This window comes from Alicyclobacillus sacchari, from assembly GCF_004366795.1.
Taxonomy (GTDB): Bacteria; Bacillota; Bacilli; order Alicyclobacillales; family Alicyclobacillaceae; genus Alicyclobacillus; species Alicyclobacillus sacchari.
Map to the genome: position 1 here is coordinate 78,230 of NZ_SORF01000010.1, position 20,061 is coordinate 98,290.

Here is a 20,061-nt window from a genome sequence, read left to right on the forward strand (position 1 = left end):
CATGACCAAGCGGCCGCGTAGTCAAAATGTCCAGACTGCCTTGACGGATGCTTCGAATTCGCTGAATAAAGCGGAAAACGCGGTGCAACAAGCGGTTTCATATCCAGATGAAACATTGGTCGAGCAGGCAGAGAACGCCTTGGATCGGGCACGCAATGCAATCGATGTCACGTTGGAGTCCGAAAATCAAGTTGCGGTGAATCGGCTGACCGACCATTATCAGGAAGCTTCTGAAACGCTGGAAGAGGTCAAGGAGGAACTTCGAGACTGACGGCACAGGCATGTCGGCCTGGGCCTGGTTTGCGATCTCTGCATGTAGTATCCACACATTAGGCGTCCAATGGTTGGGCGGGATCGGATTCACCCTGCAACGACGGGTGTGAATCTACCCGCCTGTATTCGCGTGAACCGTATAACAGAGAAAAAATTACCGCAATCCCAATACCGCATCCCGTTAACAGTGCTTGTGCAGGCACTCGCTGTTGGAGGATCCATGATGATAAGGTGTAGCTGATGGGAGTGAAGCCGGTTGCGACCAGCATGAGTACGGACATGGTGCGCCCAAGTTTGTCGGCTGGCACAAATCCTTGCAAAAACGCGATAAACGGTATGTTCACAATGCTTATCATGGCTCCGATGATTGCCATATCGAGCATGCCGCCGGCTCGGATGGGGATGTAGCCGAGCGAGGCGATGAGCAATCCCATGACGGCGCCGCATGCGCCAATCCACAGCATTTTTCCGCGCAAACCTTTCAAAACCGAGACCAACACACCGCCCAGAAGGGCACCGATGCCCAAAGCTGCTTCATACTCGCCAAAGGTGGATCCCGTCCAACCGCGGGATCGAATCAGCACGGGAATGCCAATATTGAGTGGGCCTGTGCACAGCAAATTGATACACAAGCTCAAGCACATGACGATGAGCAACAGACGAATGCTGGTGACATAGCGTAAACCTTCGCTGATGGCCCGAAAGACCGAAGGAGTTTTTGGCCGTTCATCTGTTTTCATGTCGTCCTCTTGTGCCTGCAGTGTTCGCAATCGCAACGCGACCACAATCAGCGAGGCACAGGCGAAGACGGTGCCGACGGTGGCGTACATGAGTCCATAACGGCGCATGGCCAATAGGCCGGCGGCAAGCAGAGGGCCGAGAATCGTACTGGACTGCTGGACGGTTTGCAGAATGCTCGTCGCGCGGGAAACCAACGGCTCCGCCACGGCGACTTGGATGATGGAACCGCTCGCAGGATAGTAAAAAGAATCGATCGCGCCGAATAAGGTCGCCATCGTCTCAATCATCCACAGAGAAGGGTGGGCGCCGCCCGTAATGAGGCGCAAGGCGAACAAGACCAAAATGACTGCCCGCATTGACAGCGAGATCGACATAATCAGCTTACGGCTTACGCGATCCGCGATGGCGCCGCCAACCAGCATGAAGACGATGCGAGGTATCGCGGCGAACGTCATCGTGGTGCCGAGGGCAAGCTGCGATCCGGTGACATTGAGGACAAACCAGCCGAGAATGGTGAAGTAGGCATTATCACCGATGACGGAGAACAATGTGCCAATGAGCAGTATCCAGAAATTTCGTACACGAAAGACACTGGCTTCACTCTGAGGCAAAGACGACCACCTGCACTCTCCGCACGTACGTATCCTGACTTTACCATACGCGACCGATGCGAGGCCGTCAATAGCTTTCCCGATGCTCTAGGCTCGATGCTTTTGCCAAATGTGATATACGCAGATTCGGAATTAGGGGGGCTTTGCGGGACTATCAGAGGCCAAACGAAATACAGCCGGGCGCGGCGGCCCGGCATCCGATTGTGATCACTGATATGGAGGCACTGTTATCGTGGTAGTTCAATTCCAAGCTGCCGAGCAAGTTTTCTCGGCAATTCAACGCGAGCAGTTTTCAGCGGATCGACAATCTGGCAGACGCGCAGATTGGCGGCGGCGCTTAACAGCATGATAGCATCCGCGGGAGTGATGCTCGATTCCTGCGCGAGCAAACTTGCCATATGCTTGACCGCTCGATTGGCCGCCGCGTCCAGTGTCTCGTCCGATGCAATCGTCATGATATGCTCGTCGTCGACAACCATAGGATGCGGCCAGTGCGCTTCTTTCCAGACGTGCAAGGCGACTGTCACCTTGCCTGCGATCTCGATGCCGGAGACGCCGACTTCGCCGTCGCCCATGGCGGCGTGGAGATCGCCCAACGCGAACAAGGCGCCGGGCACGTTGACGGGCAAAAGCAAGCGCGCGCCTTGTGCGATGCGCGTGCAGTCCATATTGCCACCGTGATCTCCCGGGGTGCCGCAAGGAATGGCGGAGCCCTTCGGTGCCGTCCCAATCACGCCGATCATTGGTCTTAGCGGCAGGCGCAGATTTTTCGCAAATACGGCTTCCCCGTTTTCGATGGGAATCATGCGAATGGCGTTTTCCTGTAATTCGTCGCCGAGGACGCCAAGACCGGGGCCGGTCGTCATCACGCCGCGTTCTGCCAACTCTATCGACAAAATGTCGACAACCAGTAAGTCTCCCGGCTGCGCTCCGTCAACATAGATAGGGCCTGTCGCCGGGTTGATGCGGTTCCAGTCGAGCGTTCCGAAATCCTGTGTCTCATCCTGAATCTGATCCTCAAAACAGTCGCATGTTTCGATCTCGACGATATCTCCGGGTTGTACGCGCAAGGCCGGTTCCAGTTCCGGAGAGAGCGCGTAGATGAGATGTGACTTGCCAAGCTTGTGTTTGGTCACGGAGCAGACCCCCTCATAGAAATCATTCAATGTCCAGCACTTTTGGCGTTTGGCGAAAACCGTGTGTCGTGATCGCCAATACAATGAGTCCGATCACGAACCAACCGATGCCAAAGTAGAACGTTGTATGCGAGAAATTGATCCACACGTACAAAATGACCGCGAAGCCGAGAAGCGGCATGACGAGGTGGCTGAACCACCGTCCTGAGCGCTTGCGGAAGAAAAAGTGAATGATCACGCTGATGTTGAGCGCCATGAACGTGGTGAGTGCACCGAAGTTCACCAACGAACTGAGTGCGTCGATAGACGACACCGAACTGACGATGAGCGAAACCACGGCGACGAGCAGAATCGACACGTAAGGCGTGCGGAACTTGTTGTGGACTTTCGCAAGCACTGGCGGCAGAACGCGGTCGCGCCCCATGCTGAACAACAAGCGCGAAATGGCGGCCTGGGCAGCGAGGGCGTTGGCGATGCCGGAGGCGATCACGGTGACGACCAAGCACAACATTTTTAACCAGGTACCGCCGACGCGTTCGGCGATAAAGTAAAATGCGACGTTGGCATTTGGGAAATGTCGAAAATCTGGGTAGGCGACGGCCGCGAGGTACGTCATGATCATAAACAGAACGGCGACAAAAATGAGAGCCCAGATGGTAGCGCGGCCCACGGTCTTGCGGCCGCCTTTCGTCTCTTCAGACAGCGTACTAATTCCGTCAAAACCAAGAAAGCTAAGGACGGCGATGGATGTCGCGGCGCCGACCATGCTCAGGCTGAATCCTTGTTTTTGGAAAATGGGGGCGAACGTGAATGAAGTGCCGCCGTGATGCCCGGCTACATATACCAGTGCAGCGCCGCAAAACAGAACGAACGTCGCCAGTTCGATGACGAGCATGACCCAATTGGCGCGGTTTGTCATTTGTACACCAAAAAAGTTCACTGCAGTGTTGAAGATGACAAAGGCGGCTATCCATACCGACGTCGGAATGCTTGGAACGAGCTGCGTCAGCCAAGATGCCGATACGAGATACAACAATGCAGGGACGAGAATGTAGTCGAGCAAGATCATCCATCCTGCCATAAAGCCCACCATAGGATTCCAGCCGCGTTGGACATACGCATACGCCGATCCGCCGATGGGAAATGCCTCGGACATGCGTGCATAGCTAAATGCAGTAAAAATCATGCCAATCAGGCCAATGAAGTAGGTGAGCACGACCATGCCATTGGCCGTTTGGACGACTTGTCCGTAAATGGCCATCGGGGCGATGGGGACCATGAAAATCATGCCGTAGATGATGAGATCCCACACGGAAAGCGTGCGTTTCAGTTGCTGCTGCCCGTCGCCGATCGTTTTGGCCTGTGATTCAGGATGTGGTGATGGCTTGAAAGACATTGTAGAAACCTCCTAGTCCTATCCGTAATTTCTGATTATACAGCCGATTGCGTCGTTGTGCACGTAAGCGCAGGCAAATACTTTTACAGTGATTCTCCGATACTACCTGAGAGGAGGGATGAACATGGGCAAACAGCCGAAGCCTGTGCACAACGATGCAAACAAGACGTTGCCGATTGAAGAACACGTCGAGCGCGTGCAGGGTGAAAAACAACGTTCGCAGTCGGGCAAGGGAAAACAGTGACGGCCGGCAGCCAACGTGACGACATGCAAAAATTCCAATAGACCTCTGGCTCAAACTGTACGAAGATAGGGGTGAATGAATAGTCCGAAAGGGTGCCCCCTTTCGGACATCCACCATTATATTGGCTTGGTGCAGGACGAGACAAAGGACTGGTACGGGTGCGCCCTTTTTGGCGAAAATCGGCTGCGGCTGCGGCTGCGTATGTAGCAATTGTATCCTCTGTTTGCTATTGGATTTTTCAGCATGTCAAACAGCCCCCCATTGTGCACACACGCGTGCGTCATATTGCGTCACCGCCGCGCACCGAACCGCCACCGGACAAGCCATTGTTCGCGCCCGTTGTCGTCAAACCCAGGATGGTGCCCGACGGCGTTCACCTGGATGTGCGCCACTTCGGTACATACAACGCATACGTGTTGACCGTTTCCGATCCGCGACTCGTCTCGGTTGTCGCTACCCAATACATGGGCAACGTGGGAGAGACGGTCGAGCAGTTTGTCGATGATCATCATGCGGTGGCCGGTATCAATGGCGGATCGTTTACGGATACAAACTGGCAAGGAACCGGTGGCCAAGTGCAAGGGATTGTCATTTCCGATGGCAAGGTCGTTGCATCGGCGACCCATCCGGAGAGCATTATTGGCTTTACTCATACGGGCAAGCTCATTTCCGGAACGTACACCTTGGCGCAACTCAAGGCCATGGGTGTGACCCAAGCGCTCATGTTTGGACCCACGCTCGTTCAGAACGGCGTTGGGCAAATCCAAGGTGCCGGCGATTGGGGTTATGCTCCTCGTACCGCCATAGGTCAGCGCGCCGATGGAACCGTGATCATGATTGTCACCGACGGCCGCGAATTGACAGGTCCCAACGACATCGGTGCCAGCCTTGGCGACATCGAACAGCTCATGCTGTCGTATGGCGCGGTGACGGCGGCCAATCTCGATGGTGGATCGTCTGCCACGATGGTGTTTGATGGAAGGCTTGTCAATCAACCGACTGACATTTTGGGTGAGCGCAGCGTCGGCACCGCGCTGATCGTGAGGTAGTGGTATGATTCGAGGAAAATCGAAGCAAGCCTTTGCCATAGTCGCTCTCTTGCTGATCGCCGTCGCGGCTATCTTGGGCACTCGCTCGGTTGCGTTGGCCCGACCGCCGGCAGTCGTCTGGAAGACGGTGGAGGTGCGCGAACCGGCACCGTATCCCACGCTGTCGCTGCGATCAGCGATCAAACTGGCCGGCCTGAGTGACGCCAAAATGGTCGCCGGTAGCCCGTCTGGAAATGTACTTGCCGTGTTGGGTGCAGACGGCCGGTTGCAGGTGGCTGCCGCTCAGTCTGGTGTCGTGATCGACCGCGTACAGGCACATGCGCCCATTATTCACGTCACGTGGATCAGCGACAGGCTGTTGTTTTTCGTCACTGCGGACAATGTGCTGTACACGGACGACGTGCTGAATCAGCGCGTTCGCGCGATCGCACAGCTCGACGCGCCTGCGGGAGAGAGTTTGCGGGAGATTGCGTTTAGTGCATACACGAACGACGTGTTCGTGATCTACGCCGGGGATGGCGGAAACACAGTGTTCCAATTTGATACGAACGAGCACATGTATGAGCGCAGTATCGCCAATCTCGCCATTCGGCGCGCTTACGACAGTACGACGGCGCTGACTCTGTACCTCTCTGACGCGTCCAATCGCCTCTATCAGTGGCGCTCGGGCGCTCTGCAACAAATCGCGACCCATGTCGCCATCATCGCCGGCCGCGGGAACACCGTCTACGGTGCAAGTTTGAATCAGGCGGGGCAGGCGATCTCTGTCAAGGCATACAATGGGGAGCGTTGGCATACCATTGGCACGTTGCGCCAGCCTGTGCGTCCGGCCGACATCGTCATCGATCACACTGGCCGCATCTATGTCGTCCACCGCGATGCCTTAATCGATCCGGCAAAAGGACTGACATGGTTGGCGCCACCAGGCGCGCGCCTGATGCTCGCTGGCCACGATATTCTGCTTGTGCGCGGCAGCATGTATCGGGTGATTGTCGATTGATGCGGATGTCAAGCCAGACAATCTATCGTATAATTGGGTGTGCCGCCGTAAGGCTGGATAACCGCAGTTGGTCTGTCGGTGAAAGAACATGCGAGGATGTGGCAGCAGGTTGGAGGAGCAGAAGAAGAGGCAAAACTGGTTTACCGGAATTGTGATTCCGATTGCGGTGGGCGTCGCGTTGGCATTGGCATTGCGTCAATGGGTCGTTAGTCCTGCGCGCGTGCCGTCGGCGTCGATGTACCCGACCATACCTGCGACCAGTTCGCGCGACTTTGCGTACGTCGTCGTCAACAAATTGGCAACCGAACTGCGGCCGATACATCGCGGAGAAGTTGTCGTGTTCCATTGGCCGGATGATCCGAAAGAGTTGTTTGTCAAACGCGTGATCGGATTGCCTGGGGACACCGTCACGGTGACGGAGAATGCGGTGTACATCAACGGCAAGAAGTTGCAGCAGACCAATCCGGACATTGCCAAATCGAACGGTGCAGAAACGGGCACGTATAAAGTTCCGCCTGGTCACTATTTCATGCTGGGCGACAATCGCCCAATCTCTGATGACAGCCGGATGTGGGTACATAAATATGTGAGCCAATCGGCCATTGTTGGGGAGGCCGACATCGTCCTGTACCCCTTCAACAGAATTGGATTCATATCACAGCACGTATAAGGGCGCTTCGCGCCCTTTTATGTTATCGGCACGAGGGAGGCGTATGCACTGTGGAATATAGAAAGCTTGGCAACACGGGGCTTGAGGTATCGCGCATTTGTTTAGGGTGTATGAGTTATGGGGTGCCGGAGCGCGGCAACCATCGCTGGGTGCTCGACGAAGAGCAGAGTAGACCGTTTATTCGCCGGGCGATTGAACTTGGTATCAATTTCTTTGACACGGCAAACGTCTATTCGGATGGGACCAGTGAAGAGATTGTCGGCCGTGCCTTGCGCGACTTTGCGAGGCGGGACGAAATCGTGATCGCGACGAAGGTGCATGGGCGGATGTACGCGGGCCCAAACGGCGCCGGATTATCGCGCAAGGCGATTATGGCGGAGATCGACAACAGTCTGCGCAGACTTGGGACAGATTACGTCGATTTGTATCAGATTCACCGCTGGGATTACACGACACCCATTGAGGAGACGATGGAGGCTCTGCATGACGTCGTGAAAGCCGGCAAGGCCCGTTATATCGGTGCTTCTTCGATGTACGCGTGGCAATTCCTGAAGGCTCAATACACGGCCGAGAAGCATGGCTGGACGAAATTCGTTTCCATGCAGAATTACCTCAACCTTTTATATCGGGAAGAGGAGCGCGAAATGTTGCCTCTGTGCGAAGCGGAGAAGGTTGGCGTGATTCCATGGAGCCCACTCGCGCGCGGGCGTTTGACGCGAGACTGGGACGAGAAGACTGCGCGTTCGGAGACAGATGAGTTTGGCAAGAGCCTGTATGCGCAAACGGCCGATGCGGACAAACGCATTGTCGAGCGGGTGGCGGAATTGGCGCAACGACGAGGCTTGCCGCGTGCACAGATCGCGCTCGCTTGGGTCCTTGCGAAACCCGTTGTCACGGCGCCCATTATCGGTGCAACGAAGATGCACCATCTCGAGGATGCTGTCGCCGCGCTCGACGTGAAGTTGACAGAGGACGAAATGGCGTTTTTGGAGGAGCCTTACGTGCCTCATCCTGTGTTAGGTTTTCGTTGACGGCGTCGCGGTGAGCGGAGTTTGGAGCGCGATGACGGCGGATCGTTACGACCTCCCGATTTGCTGTTTCGAACCGTTGCGGCAGTGTTTTGCGCCGTCACGATGTTGTTGACGACTGTTGCCCATGTATTGATCATGGTGGCCGCAATATTGATTCCGGTCGCGACGAGTGCCGCTATAGCCAGTGCTCGTCCGCTACCGCGCTTTTTGCTTGGGGTGACTGATTCCCTGTCCATCATATCCCCCCTTCTTGTACAATGTATGATTGTGTTACAGTGCACGGCCTGTGGTGTTTGTCTGAGGACATTCATCATCACGTTTCATCGTGCACGCCTGCATGTTTGGAGATGACCTGTTTTATTTGCACCGAATTCGTAATCGCACAGGAGTTGCTGTATGACACAACCAGATCACAATGCGCCGGTCTGCATGACGCGTCGCACGTTTGCCATCATTTCGCACCCGGATGCGGGCAAGACGACGCTTACTGAAAAATTGTTGCTGTTCGGCGGGGCTATTCGTGAAGCCGGCGCGGTCAAGGGCAAGAAGGCACGCCGTCACGCGACGTCGGACTGGATGGAAATCGAAAAGCAGCGTGGGATTTCGGTGACGTCTACTGTGTTGCAATTCGATTATCTTGGCTGCCGGGTCAACATTCTCGATACACCAGGCCATGAGGACTTCAGTGAAGACACGTATCGCACGCTGGCCGCAGCGGACAGCGCCGTGATGTTGATCGATGCGGCAAAAGGCGTTGAGCCGCAAACCATCAAGTTATTTGAAGTGTGTCGCATGCGCAGCATTCCCATCTTCACGTTTATCAATAAACTCGATCGCCAGGGTAAGGAGCCGCTTGAGTTGCTCGAAGAGATCGAGCGTGTGCTTGGTATACGCTCCTGCCCGATGAACTGGCCCATTGGTATGGGGCCCGATTTTCAGGGCATTTACCATCGGCACGAACGGCGCTTCGAACGCTTTACGAGCCGCACGGATGACATGGTCTCCATTGCGATGCCTGATTTGGACGATCCCGCTGTGACGCAAACCCTGGGTGATGCCTTGCATCAGCGTTTGCAAGAGGATGTCCTATTGCTCGATGTCGCAGGCGATCCATTCGATCCCGCTCTGGTTGCCGCAGGTAAGCTGACACCAGTCTACTTTGGCAGCGCCATCGCCAACTTCGGCGTCGAGTCATTCTTGAAATCGTTTCTTGAACTCGCGCCGCCGCCTGCGCCACGCGAGACGGATCAAGGCGTTGTTCATCCGGAGGACGAACGGTTCAGTGGTTTTGTCTTCAAAATTCAGGCGAATATGAATCCGGCGCACCGCGATCGAGTCGCGTTTGTGCGCATTTGTTCGGGTCGCTTCGAGCGAGGCATGAGCGTGCAACATGTACGCACAGGCAAACGCATCGCTCTGAGCCAACCACAACAGTTTTTTGGCCAAGATCGGGAGACGGTGGACGAGGCGTACGCCGGAGACATCATTGGCATCTTTGATCCCGGCAACTTTCGCATCGGGGATACGCTTTGTGAGCGAGGGACCTTTCGTTTTCCGCCCTTGCCGCTGTTTTCACCAGAGCATTTCGCACGCGTTTCGGTGCCCAACGCATTGAAGTACAAACAGTTTCACAAAGGGGTTGCACAGCTTTCTGAAGAAGGGGCCATTCAGGTATTTCGCCAGGCCAACCGCACCGAGGACATGATCCTGGGTGCCGTCGGTCAGCTTCAGTTTGAGGTGTTTCAGCATCGCATGCGCGCCGAGTATGGGGTGGATGTTGAGCTTTTGCGGTTGCCCTATGCCTATGCACGTTGGGTGGAGACTGCAATACCCATCGATGAACTGCAGTTCGACAGGTATGCCAGCTTGATTGTCAAGGACCAGGACGATCGCGCCGTCATGCTGTTCCAGACGGAGTTTGCAATCCATTGGATGCTCGAGCGGAATGCGGGCCTGACGTTGCACACGACGTCGTATGGACTTAGCACGACGTAGAATCATGAGATGAAGTCACGGGCAGGAGGATGGGGACATGCAGGCACGGTATTGGACATATGACGAGATGTGGGCGGAACTGCGGCGGTTGGCAGTAGCGAATTCACAACTGATGCGCGTTGAGGTTATCGGTCAGAGCCGTCAGGGCAGGGATATCGCGGCGGTGACATTGACCGATGCCGCCTTTGGCAACCCGGAAGACAAGGCGGCGGTGTTTGTCGACGCAAACATTCATGCCGGCGAGGTCTCTGGCAATGCCGTGGCCATGTACTGGATTCAGTGGTGCGTCGAGCAATATGGTCATGATCCAGAAGCGACAGAATTGCTTCGCAGCCACACTGTATACGTCGTACCACGCATTGCGGTGGACGGGGCAGAACTGTATCTGACGACACCGGCTCGTTTTCGATCGAGTCCACATCTCTATCCACACTCGCAGACCCCGGATGGATTCGTGGAAGACGATGTCAACGGCGATGGCCGCGTGCTCATGATGCGCGTCCCTGCGGACGACGGCGGTTATGCAATCGACGAAATCGATCCTCGCGTCATGCGCCCGCGCCGTCCAGGCGAGTTCGGAGGTACGTATTATCATGTATTTCCCGAAGGGCGGATCGATCGCGCTGCCAAAACGGGGCCGCTGCCTGCGTTGCCGACGGCTAAGGCCGCGCGGCGCCATGGCATGGATTTTAACCGCAACTTTCCGATCCGCTGGGCAGGTGAGACTGGACAGCGCGGCGCTGGTCCCTATCCACTCTCGGAGCCGGAGTTGCGAGCACTCGCAGACTTCATTCATCGTCATCCGAATATCTCGGCGTATGCCGCATTGCATACTTCGGGCGGTGTGATATTGCGACAGCCGTCGACAGGCGATGATTCGGTTCTCTCAGAAGTCGATCGCGCCTTGTTCACGCAGGTCGCGACAATCGGGGAGCAAGTGAGCGGATATTTTTCCGGATCGAACTACGAGAAGTTTGCCACTGGCCACGAGAAGGTTTTGATGCCAGGCGCGGCTGACGATTGGATGTACGATCACCTTGGGATTCTCGGTTTCACCATTGAAATCTGGGATTTGGATGGCCGTGCCGGGGCTCGCGGGTACGGCGAACATGGAATGCGTGCCTTGCTCGCGCTGTCGCCGGAGGAGATCCTCGAAGACGAGCGCAAGGTATATGCCTATGTGGCACAGGAATTTGGGGCGGATGGATTGTTCGACTGGACACCCTTCGAACACCCGGATTTTGGGCCTGTGGACATTGGCGGCCTTGATCCGAAATTTGTCATTCAAAATCCACCTTTGCGCCTACTACCGGAAGAATGCCAGAAGGTCAGTGCGTTTTTGACGAAACTCGGCCTCTCCACAGCAAAGCTGACCATAGCAGATGCAACATGCGAGCGTGTAGAAGATGGGGTGTACCGGATTGTTGCCGAGGTGGGCAATGCCGGCTTTTTACCGACGTCGAGTACCGACAAAGGCAAGCAGTTGCTCTTGGAAGGCATTCGCGCGGAATTGATTGGGCCTTACGAGATGATAGCTGGCGTGTCGCCGCAACCGATCGGCCATCTCGATGGATACGGCGCACGCAACCGTTATGCGCCGCCCGCACAGCAGCGCGCGTATGCGGAGTGGTTGATTCGAGCCGCTGAGGGCGCACAGTTGACCGTTTCATTCGCTGGCCCGCGAGCTGGCCGAGTGAGTCAGGAAATCCGCACTGCGAAATGATGTTATCCTCTTCCGCCATGGGGCTTAGGCGATTTGTCGAGATCGCTTAGGCCCTTACGCTGCAATGAGCAATTTCTTTAGGCCACAATTGGCAGGCCGCCGAGGCGTGAGAGATCCTGGCCTGTTGCCGTCACTGCGGCGTCAGGCCAGGATCTCCGTTTTCCTTCAGGCGTTCGTACCAGGTTAGAACGGTCTTCTCGATCGCATCGCGTATGAGTTCATCCGAATAGGAGCCTTGGTAAATGATCTGCTCGTCAATCCAGTCGCCCCACAGGCCATTTTCGTTGGGAGCCTGTTGCCAAAATTCATCGGTTGCCCGCACGTCGACGTTGCCATCGTTATACTTCGCCGTGACTTTACAGCGTGGAGAGTAAAAATGGGAGTTCAAAAAGGCGACAGCCAATTCGACGGATTTGGTCGTAATGACTTTGGCTTCAAGATTCGGATCCGTCTCATGTAGCGTTCTCGCAATGTCGTTGAACAAAGCAACGAGGCTCTCCTTGGTTTCCGTTTGGCTTGTGACAACGTGAGAAGCGGCGTTTGCGGCTTCGAATCGGTCGCGAATGCGCGTCAATTGTTCTTCGAATCGCTCCACGAGAAGTCCTCCTCTGTGAACCCGCGTGCCTAGCTTGGCCAGCATGATGTGTACTCGCTAGGCATCGTCCCCGAAATCAGCCTTTTTGATGCACAGAGGCTGCCTGAATCCAAACTTGGGTGTACAATGAAGGGGCTTACTCTGGTCTACTTGCCATCGAATAGGGGATGAGGTCTACTCATGCGAGTCGTTGTCACAGGAGGCAGTGGTCTATTAGGACCGTGGGTTGTCCGTGAATTTGTGGAGGCCGGGTACGAGGTTCTTAACGTCGATACACGCCATCCGAATGATCCGCTGTGTCCGACGCTGTTGGCTGATTTGACAAATCTCGGCGAGGCGTTTGCAGTGTTGGAGGGCGCAGATGCATTGGTGCACGTCGCCGCCATTCCGCGCGTTGGGATTCGACCTGACGCCACCACGTTTGCAACCAACGTCGTCAGCACCTATAACGTGCTCGAAGCAGCGGCTGCACTCGGCATTCGGAAGGCTGTGATCACGTCAAGTGAATCGTCATACGGTTTGGTGTTCGCGCGACACCCGTTTTCTCCCGCTTACGTTCCCATTGACGAAGATCACCCACAGTTGCCGCAGGACGCGTATGGTCTATCGAAGGTCGTCAACGAGTTGACTGCAGACATGTTCCATCGTCGAACTGGCATGCAAATCGTCTCATTCCGCATGGGGAATGTCATTACGCCTGATATGTACCAAAACTTCCCGACCTTCTTAAAAAATCCCGAGATTCGTAAGACCATTTTGTGGTCGTACATCGACGCTCGGGATGCCGCTGTGGCCTATCGGCTTGCGATTGAGAAGGAAGGGCTTGGGGCCGTCAAGTTGAACATCGCGGCCGACTGGTCGAGCATGGATATGACTAATCGCGAGCTCTTGCACTCAACGTACCCGGACGTCAAGGACATACGGGCAGATCTCGACGGTTATGAAACGTTGCTTGCCAATCGCAAGGCCAAGGAACTGCTTGGTTGGCAGCCGGTATATCACTGGCGAGACGAGGTAAAACGTCTTGCGGATTCCCTCTGTCAATAGATTGTTTCGAACATCATTTGCGATCATCAATCATATGGTTGGAACCTGTCGCCGCCTTCCGGGCGGCGGACGGGGCGTCTTTCGATTGGCGGCAATACCGGACATCTGGGAGGAATGAGTATGGGGTATCGGCTCGGCGTCTACACAGTCGGCTTTATCAGTGAACAATCTCCGCTTCTGGTTAACCACCATCAATTCCTTCGGGAAGCACTTTTCGCAAAGGTTCAGGAGGAAGCAGGACTTTTGCACATAGCGTTCCCGAGTGGCTATCGTCCGCCAAAACCTGACGTCTCCGTTGAAAACGGTTTCTTAACGTATACGATGACCGTCTGGCGGGATTTGGAGTCTGTTTTTCATTTCACGTACAAAACGCATCTCCATCGGCGCGCCATGCGCGAGCTGCCGGATGCGTACGAGAAAATGCCAAATGGGAGAGCAGTATATGACGTATTATGGTGGTTCGATGATGCGGCTTTTCCTGTTGACGATCGCGCTCTCGTCGAGGAAGGAGCCCGCCGCATGAACTACATGATTCAAGAGGGGCCGTCGCCATATGCTTTCGATTTGAAACACCCGTATGACGAGCATGGCCTGCAAGCGGACTTTCGCAAGCTGCGCGATTACGCTTGAGGCGGGATCGGAGTTTGGCTGAGCCAGCGGTCCTGTTTCAGGTCAGCAGTCAACATGGCGGCTGCCAAGGCATGTCCAGCAATATTTGGATGCCAACCGTCAGCCGCATACATCTCCCATGTTTGGTGGTGAACGCGCAGGTAGTTTTTCATCTGAGAAAATAAGTCCACGACATGCACGTTCGGATTGTGCAATGCGGCTACAGCGCGGATTTCAGAAGCAAGAGCCGGACCTTCTTGATTCTTGAATTCGACGTACGAGGCACCGACCACCGGCGGTGTAATGAGGACGACCTGGGCGTTGTGAGCCAATGCATCGCGAACCTCTTCCACCACGTCCTGGTTCATCTTCGACATTGGATGATGATCAAATAAGTCGTTGAGCATCCCAAATGAGATGACGACTAGATTTGGCTTATCTTTTGTCAAAAGCTCGTTCATTCGCGTCACATAGTATGACGGACCTTTGCCTTCTGAGGATTCGTTGGTGAACACATACGTTGTCCGATTCCGTGACAAGGATCGGAATGTTCGTGCTAAGTACCCGCCTAATGAAGGTGTATCGTCCCAACCGTGGGCAATGGAGCCGCCAATCGCCATCACGCGCACCGTTTGCAGGGTTTGCGGCGCGGTCGTCAGTGATGCGCCTACCGGTGTGCGCGCGGTAGGCTCCGCGGTCGCGAGGATGGCGCAAGCGGCTACTGCAAAGGATGAGATTACTAGTTGAAGTTTGCGCATGTCCTGTCAACTCCCATCTAATCCTAGCGGATCGGACGCTAGATTGCACGCGGATGGGAGATGACTACCTAGTGGCCACACTGACGCGGGCTTTGCCAGCACGCTTCGATTGATACATGGCCTTGTCAGCTGCCTGAATCAGTTCACTTACGCTCACCCCGTCGTCAGGGGACACGGCAACGCCAATCGACGCGGTCAAAGGACGCCCTCCAGGGACGGACACGCCGGACGGTGAAGCAAAGGCCTGCAAAACGGCGTTGCCGAACGCTTGTCCCACCGTCGCACTGGCTCCAGGCACGAGAATGACAAACTCATCTCCACCAATGCGCCCCGCGATCGCACCAGTTGGGATGGTACGGCGGATGACGTCTGCTGTTTGCACCAACACAGCATCGCCTGCAGGGTGACCGTAGGAGTCATTGATTTCTTTGAAAGAATCGATATCGAGCATGACAAGGCTGCAAGGGATGCCGAGAGCGGTATGGCGGGTCAATTGCGCGTTTGCACATTCATAAAAGTAGTCGACGCGATGCAGGCCGGTGAGATCGTCTTTGGTCGCCTTTTCGTTTAACGTTTCAATCAATTGGCTTTTCTGCAGGGCCAAGCCGACCTGCGTTCCCAGTTCGATCACGGCTTGTAATGCATCCTGTGGTGGCTTATCCAGTGAATAGACGTTGTCGAGCAACAAGGCGGCCAGTCGCTGCCCGTGCGCGGTAATGGGCACCCAAACCGCCTCGAGGTTGGGAATTTCCATAGGTTCGTCGCCGAACAACGGCAGGGTTGGGGCTTCGCGCAATTCCACGGGTGCAGATCCTACCGCGGCGCAGATCGTCCGCTCGATCGACGTGCCGTCCGCATTCAATAAAAACAGCGTCGCGCGGTCAAACCCGAGCAGACTTACTCCGGCCCGAACAAGATTGAACAAGATGGCTTCGGTATTGTCGGAAACTGTGATTAATCGCGATAAATCTGTTAAAGATTGCAAGAAGGATAGGCGTTCTTTCAGCGGACGGTAGGCGACATAGTGGCGAATGCCGAGCGAGATCGCCTGTTGGAACGCAACCAGGGCTGACCAGGTCAATTCCGGCAAGGCGGATTGCGCCGTGATGGTCACAAAGCCGAGCAACTTGTCGGATGTTGCCGGAATCCAGAGTTCATAGCGACCGTTGCGATGCCTGCGAACAATGTCCTTGTTATTGCCGAGGACCGATGCGACTTGGTCTTCTGACATGTAGTTGGATTCTAGGTACAGCTGTCCATTTTGAATATCGACGACGCTGCGGTACATGCTGTCAACGTCGCGGATGAAGCAGCTAACTTGCTGAATGAGCCCGGCATACGGAAATTCGGTCCACATGATCTGAAACGCCCGTCGTATCGTTTCGTCAGATGCATCTTCATCCAAAAGGAGGGCAGAAATGCGATAGCCAATGGTTGCAAGGGTACGCTCCACACTCATCCCTCCACCTCCCAGTACAGGCTGACAATTTCGTTGATTTCGCTGTCGATGCGGGCCGCGCGGGCAACCGTTTCGGCATTTCTCCCGAATTCGACCAAGTGCCACAGGACTTCACTAAGCCCAATGGCCAATCGACGTTCGAGGGAGCCCCACATCGGATGCATCGGATAACTGCGAGCCCGCTGCATGTTCTCATACAGTACTTGAATGTCCGGATTTACAAGATAAAGATCCCAAAAGTCGCACTCGACGGCTGGCAACGAGTAAATCCAGCTGGCCCACGCGGAGACCAGCCTTGGCGCTTGCAGGGCAGCAACCAGTTCCCAGGCAGCTGCTGGATGTTTGGTTGCAGAAGAAACGCCGAGCATCGACCCGCCTCCGTATGGAATCGATCCCGCAGGACCGCGGGGCACCGGAATCACTTGCGTTGGAAATTGATGCACGGTCGGATCCGGACCGGATACAACGTTGCGAATGGCCTCAAACAAGCTTGTGACATGGAAGGCGGTATGACCGTACATGAAGAACGAAAGATTCCCCTCGTAGCTGCTCATTCGTGCGTCTTCGGTTGTCGATCCGCTGATGTGCATGAGGTCATAGAGATACTCCAAGGTGCTCAGCAACTTCGGTGACGTCATGAACGCAACCGGTTGTTCATGCAATCTTGGGAATTCGAACCCGCCAGACCAGAACCAAGGAGACATGCGGTGCAATGTTACGCGTTCCGGTCGACATGGGAAATGAATCGGCCGCGGAACATGTTGGTTTCCGTGCAGACGATTTTCCGTAATGTTGCGGCAAATTTGGGAAAACTGCTCCCAACTGATCGGGATCGTATGATCAATGCCGAACTGCTCGACGATATCCTTTCGTGCCATGAAACAAGTGGTATCAGCCGTCCAGGGTACGCCATATTGATCCTCGCGGTAACGTGAGGCAGACACCAAATAAGGCGCTGCCGGACGGGCGGACATCACACCGGGCGGAACACAGGACAGCATGTTTAATCGGGCAAACGTGGGCAACCAGGTCGTACCGAATTCGAACACGTCAGGAGGCGTTCCCTGCTTGTATGCCCGAACTAACTCTGTGAGCGCATTGGCAAACGTCAATAGTCGCCAGTCAATCCGGATGGACGGATGGGCAGACAGAAAGGGACGCAATTGTTCTTGCAAAAAAGTTACTGTATCAGAGCCGCGATAGGCATTGACAATCCACACTTCAAGGGTATCCGGCAATACTGCAACCTCCAGAAGTAAGCCTTTTCATACTGGGTATACTACTTCGACATATGACCAAGGAATTTCCTCTCACTCCTCAAATCTTCTTCGTTTGGTTATTCGCGGCGAGCTTCGATGCGGCAACTTGTCTTGAAAACCACCAATGCAATCCTACTCGCTGGTGTATTAAACTAGCATCAGTGCCTTGGTAAGTGCTTTCTCGGAGGGCGCATGTTGATATCGACCCACCAAGCGTAGAAACAGATGCAAGGAGAGGATCTGGCGTGACCATTCACTATGACGAACAACGCCGTATATTCCACGTTCAGGCGAAAGGCACAAGTTACGTGATGGCAGTGTCGCCGGATGGGACCTTGCTCCACTTGTACTGGGGCCAGGAGATTCAAGACGCAGGTGGATTGCAGGATCTCTTGCAGGTTCATCACGGCTCGTTCGCAGGGCCTGTACAGTCCGCAGGCGGTGATGTCGGGGTCTTGCCTCACGAATTCCCCGCGTTTGGTACGGGCGATCATCGTTCACCTGCATATGTGGTCCAGCGCTTTGACGGCAGCATCGCCAGCCGTTTGACCTATGTACGCCACAGCATCTTCCCAGGAAAGCCGAAGTTGGCTGGGCTGCCGGCTACATACGTCGAGACCGACGATGAGGCGGAGACACTGGAAATTGAATTAACCGATGCCGTGCTTGCTTTGCGCGTGTTGTTGCGCTACACAGCCTTTGCACAGCACAGCGCGATCGCGCGGTCGGCGACCTTGGTCAACCACGGCGATATGCCGCTGCAGCTTCATCGGGCACTTAGCGCTTCTATTGACATGTCGGGGGCCGATTTTGAGTATCTCCAGCTCTCTGGGGCGTGGATTCGAGAGCGATTCATCGAACGCAGGCCGCTTGTACCGGGCGAACAATCGGTGTATAGCCGATCGGGCATGAGTGGGCACAAGCATAACCCGTTCATCGCCCTCGCAACTCCGAACGCCGACGAGGAACGGGGCGAGGTGTACGGATTCAGCCTCGTCTACAGCGGTAATTTTCTCGCCAGGGCCGAGGTTGAACCGATGCGCCAAAGCTGCCGCGTGCAAATCGGCATCCATCCGGACGAGTTTTCCTGGTTGCTCGAACCCGGTGAGTCGTTTCATACACCCGAGGCGGTGCTGGTCTATTCTGGAGCCGGAATCGGCGAGATGTCCCGGACATACCATCGTTTATACAGAACGCGCCTTGCTCGCGGTCGCTATCGCGATCAACCGCGGCCTGTGCTCGTAAATAATTGGGAAGCGACGTATTTCCACTTTGATACGGATAAGCTGGTCGAAATCGCCAAGGCTGGCAGTGAACTTGGTGTAGAGCTATTTGTGCTCGACGACGGCTGGTTTGGCAAGCGCGACAGCGACAACTGCTCACTCGGAGATTGGTACCCAGATCCGCGCAAGCTACCCGGGGGGCTAGCCGATGTGGCAAAGCGGATCGAGGCGTGCGGACTGCAGTTTGGTATCTGGATAGAGCCAGAAATGGTCTCTCCGGACAGTGATTTGTACCGTCAGCATCCGGATTGGTGTTTACACGTCGTTGATCGGCCGCGTTCCGAGCGTCGCAATCAATTAACCCTCGACCTATCCCGCCGCGATGTCTGCGACTTCATTGTCGAAGCGGTATCGAACGTGCTTCATAGCGCTCCCATTCGCTATGTGAAGTGGGACATGAACAGACCGATGACCGAGGTTGGGTCGGCCGCGTTGCCGGCGGAGCGCCAACGCGAAACGGCACATCGCTACATGTTGGGCTTGTACGATGTACTTGAACGCATCACATCGGCGTTTCCCGACGTCTTGTTCGAAAGTTGCGCATCCGGTGGCGGGCGCTTTGATCCAGGCATGCTTCACTACATGCCGCAGACGTGGACGAGCGACAACACCGATGGCGTTTCACGGCTGAAGATCCAGTATGGGACCAGCATTGTCTATCCGGCGAGCAGTATCGGTGCGCACGTCTCCGCCGTGCCAAATCATCAGATGCACCGGCTAACCCCGCTGTCGTTCCGCGGTCATGTGGCGATGTCGGGGAACTTTGGTTATGAGCTCGATCTGTCCAAGTTCACACCAGAAGAAAAGGAATTGGCTAAGCAGCAAATTGCAACATACAAGTCCATTCGCCAGTTGGTCCAGTTTGGCGATTTCCATCGTTTGCTTAGTCCATTCGAAGGCAACGAAACGGCGTGGATGTTTGTCTCCGCTCAGCGAGACGAGGCTTACGTGGCATATTTTCGGGTGTTTCCCGATCCGCTCCAGCCAGTCAGACGGCTGCGCCTTCGGGGGTTGCAAGAGTCGGCCCGCTATCGTCTCGAGGAGACTGGCGAGGTCTTTGCGGGCGATCTGCTCATGCGTGTGGGAATCGCCATGCCGCTGATGCACGGTGAGTATCAGAGTGTCGCGATGCGGTTGCGCAAAGTTTGATAAGGGATAGACAAGTCGTCATTGAAAGGTCGC

17 protein-coding genes are annotated in these 20,061 nt (G+C 55.3%); 10 read left to right on the forward strand and 7 right to left on the reverse strand.

Features of this window, described 5'->3' with window-relative positions; translation table 11 throughout:
- The first annotated feature begins 1 nt into the window (after position 1).
- Entirely contained in the window at positions 2 to 271 is a 270-nt protein-coding gene (locus C7445_RS10645) for a hypothetical protein (protein ID WP_134160158.1), read from the forward strand.
- 58 nt (positions 272 to 329) lie between these two features.
- Here C7445_RS10645 and C7445_RS10650 read toward each other — a convergent pair whose 3' ends face one another.
- The 3 genes from C7445_RS10650 to C7445_RS10660 form a co-directional block, all read right to left on the reverse strand.
- Positions 330 to 1,625: an MFS transporter gene (locus C7445_RS10650; protein WP_134160160.1), complete on the reverse strand. Its 1,296-nt coding sequence runs from the start codon at positions 1,623 to 1,625 to the stop codon at positions 330 to 332.
- A gap of 227 nt (positions 1,626 to 1,852) precedes the next feature.
- Complete coding sequence (locus tag C7445_RS10655; protein ID WP_134160162.1) at positions 1,853 to 2,761, reverse strand: acetamidase/formamidase family protein; 909 nt, start codon at positions 2,759 to 2,761, stop codon at positions 1,853 to 1,855.
- 22 nt (positions 2,762 to 2,783) lie between these two features.
- A complete protein-coding gene (locus tag C7445_RS10660) occupies positions 2,784 to 4,157 on the reverse strand; it encodes an APC family permease (RefSeq protein WP_134160164.1) in 1,374 nt (457 codons plus the stop codon).
- Positions 4,158 to 4,559: 402 nt separating this feature from the next.
- Here C7445_RS10660 and C7445_RS10665 point away from each other — a divergent pair, with 402 nt between their 5' ends.
- The 6 genes from C7445_RS10665 to C7445_RS10690 all read left to right on the forward strand — a co-directional run bounded on the left by C7445_RS10665 (position 4,560) and on the right by C7445_RS10690 (position 11,869).
- Positions 4,560 to 5,450, forward strand: coding sequence for a phosphodiester glycosidase family protein (locus tag C7445_RS10665; RefSeq protein ID WP_134160166.1), 891 nt, complete (start codon positions 4,560 to 4,562; stop codon positions 5,448 to 5,450).
- A gap of 4 nt (positions 5,451 to 5,454) precedes the next feature.
- The gene (locus C7445_RS10670) at positions 5,455 to 6,450 is read left to right on the forward strand and encodes a PQQ-binding-like beta-propeller repeat protein (protein ID WP_134160168.1); all 996 of its coding nucleotides are present in this window, start codon (positions 5,455 to 5,457) and stop codon (positions 6,448 to 6,450) included.
- A 109-nt stretch (positions 6,451 to 6,559) separates the two neighbouring features.
- Positions 6,560 to 7,120, forward strand: a complete 561-nt coding sequence (lepB, locus tag C7445_RS10675; protein WP_134160170.1) for a signal peptidase I — start codon at positions 6,560 to 6,562, stop codon at positions 7,118 to 7,120.
- Positions 7,121 to 7,170: 50 nt separating this feature from the next.
- Complete coding sequence (locus tag C7445_RS10680) at positions 7,171 to 8,151, forward strand: aldo/keto reductase (protein ID WP_134160173.1); 981 nt, start codon at positions 7,171 to 7,173, stop codon at positions 8,149 to 8,151.
- A gap of 396 nt (positions 8,152 to 8,547) precedes the next feature.
- Positions 8,548 to 10,146, forward strand: coding sequence for a peptide chain release factor 3 (locus tag C7445_RS10685; RefSeq protein WP_134160175.1), 1,599 nt, complete (start codon positions 8,548 to 8,550; stop codon positions 10,144 to 10,146).
- Positions 10,147 to 10,183: 37 nt separating this feature from the next.
- Positions 10,184 to 11,869 (forward strand): M14 family metallopeptidase, encoded by a 1,686-nt coding sequence (locus C7445_RS10690; RefSeq protein WP_134160177.1) that lies wholly within the window; start codon positions 10,184 to 10,186, stop codon positions 11,867 to 11,869.
- A gap of 130 nt (positions 11,870 to 11,999) precedes the next feature.
- Here the strand turns inward: C7445_RS10690 and C7445_RS10695 are convergent, their stop codons facing one another.
- The gene (locus C7445_RS10695; protein WP_134160179.1) at positions 12,000 to 12,464 is read right to left on the reverse strand and encodes a hypothetical protein; all 465 of its coding nucleotides are present in this window, start codon (positions 12,462 to 12,464) and stop codon (positions 12,000 to 12,002) included.
- Positions 12,465 to 12,644: 180 nt separating this feature from the next.
- On the opposite strand from C7445_RS10695, the gene C7445_RS10700 reads away from it, so the two are divergent.
- Both C7445_RS10700 and C7445_RS10705 read left to right on the forward strand, forming a co-directional pair.
- Complete coding sequence (locus C7445_RS10700) at positions 12,645 to 13,511, forward strand: NAD-dependent epimerase/dehydratase family protein (protein WP_134160181.1); 867 nt, start codon at positions 12,645 to 12,647, stop codon at positions 13,509 to 13,511.
- A 120-nt stretch (positions 13,512 to 13,631) separates the two neighbouring features.
- Positions 13,632 to 14,141 (forward strand): DUF3291 domain-containing protein, encoded by a 510-nt coding sequence (locus C7445_RS10705; RefSeq protein ID WP_166669104.1) that lies wholly within the window; start codon positions 13,632 to 13,634, stop codon positions 14,139 to 14,141.
- Here the strand turns inward: C7445_RS10705 and C7445_RS10710 are convergent.
- The 3 genes from C7445_RS10710 to C7445_RS10720 form a co-directional block, all read right to left on the reverse strand.
- On the reverse strand, positions 14,132 to 14,878 hold the full coding sequence (locus C7445_RS10710) for an SGNH/GDSL hydrolase family protein (RefSeq protein ID WP_134160185.1): 747 nt from the start codon (positions 14,876 to 14,878) through the stop codon (positions 14,132 to 14,134). The two genes, C7445_RS10705 and C7445_RS10710, sit on opposite strands and share 10 nt — an antisense overlap.
- A 64-nt stretch (positions 14,879 to 14,942) precedes the next feature.
- The gene (locus C7445_RS10715) at positions 14,943 to 16,337 is read right to left on the reverse strand and encodes a GGDEF domain-containing protein (RefSeq protein ID WP_134160187.1); all 1,395 of its coding nucleotides are present in this window, start codon (positions 16,335 to 16,337) and stop codon (positions 14,943 to 14,945) included.
- Positions 16,334 to 17,575 carry an extracellular solute-binding protein gene (locus C7445_RS10720; protein WP_166669105.1) on the reverse strand — a complete coding sequence of 414 codons (1,242 nt, stop codon included), beginning with the start codon at positions 17,573 to 17,575 and terminating at the stop codon, positions 16,334 to 16,336. Before C7445_RS10720 ends, C7445_RS10715 begins: the two co-directional genes overlap by 4 nt.
- Before the next feature lie 266 nt (positions 17,576 to 17,841).
- On the opposite strand from C7445_RS10720, the gene C7445_RS10725 reads away from it, so the two are divergent.
- The gene (locus C7445_RS10725) at positions 17,842 to 20,028 is read left to right on the forward strand and encodes an alpha-galactosidase (RefSeq protein WP_208320898.1); all 2,187 of its coding nucleotides are present in this window, start codon (positions 17,842 to 17,844) and stop codon (positions 20,026 to 20,028) included.
- Positions 20,029 to 20,061: the final 33 nt, after the last annotated feature.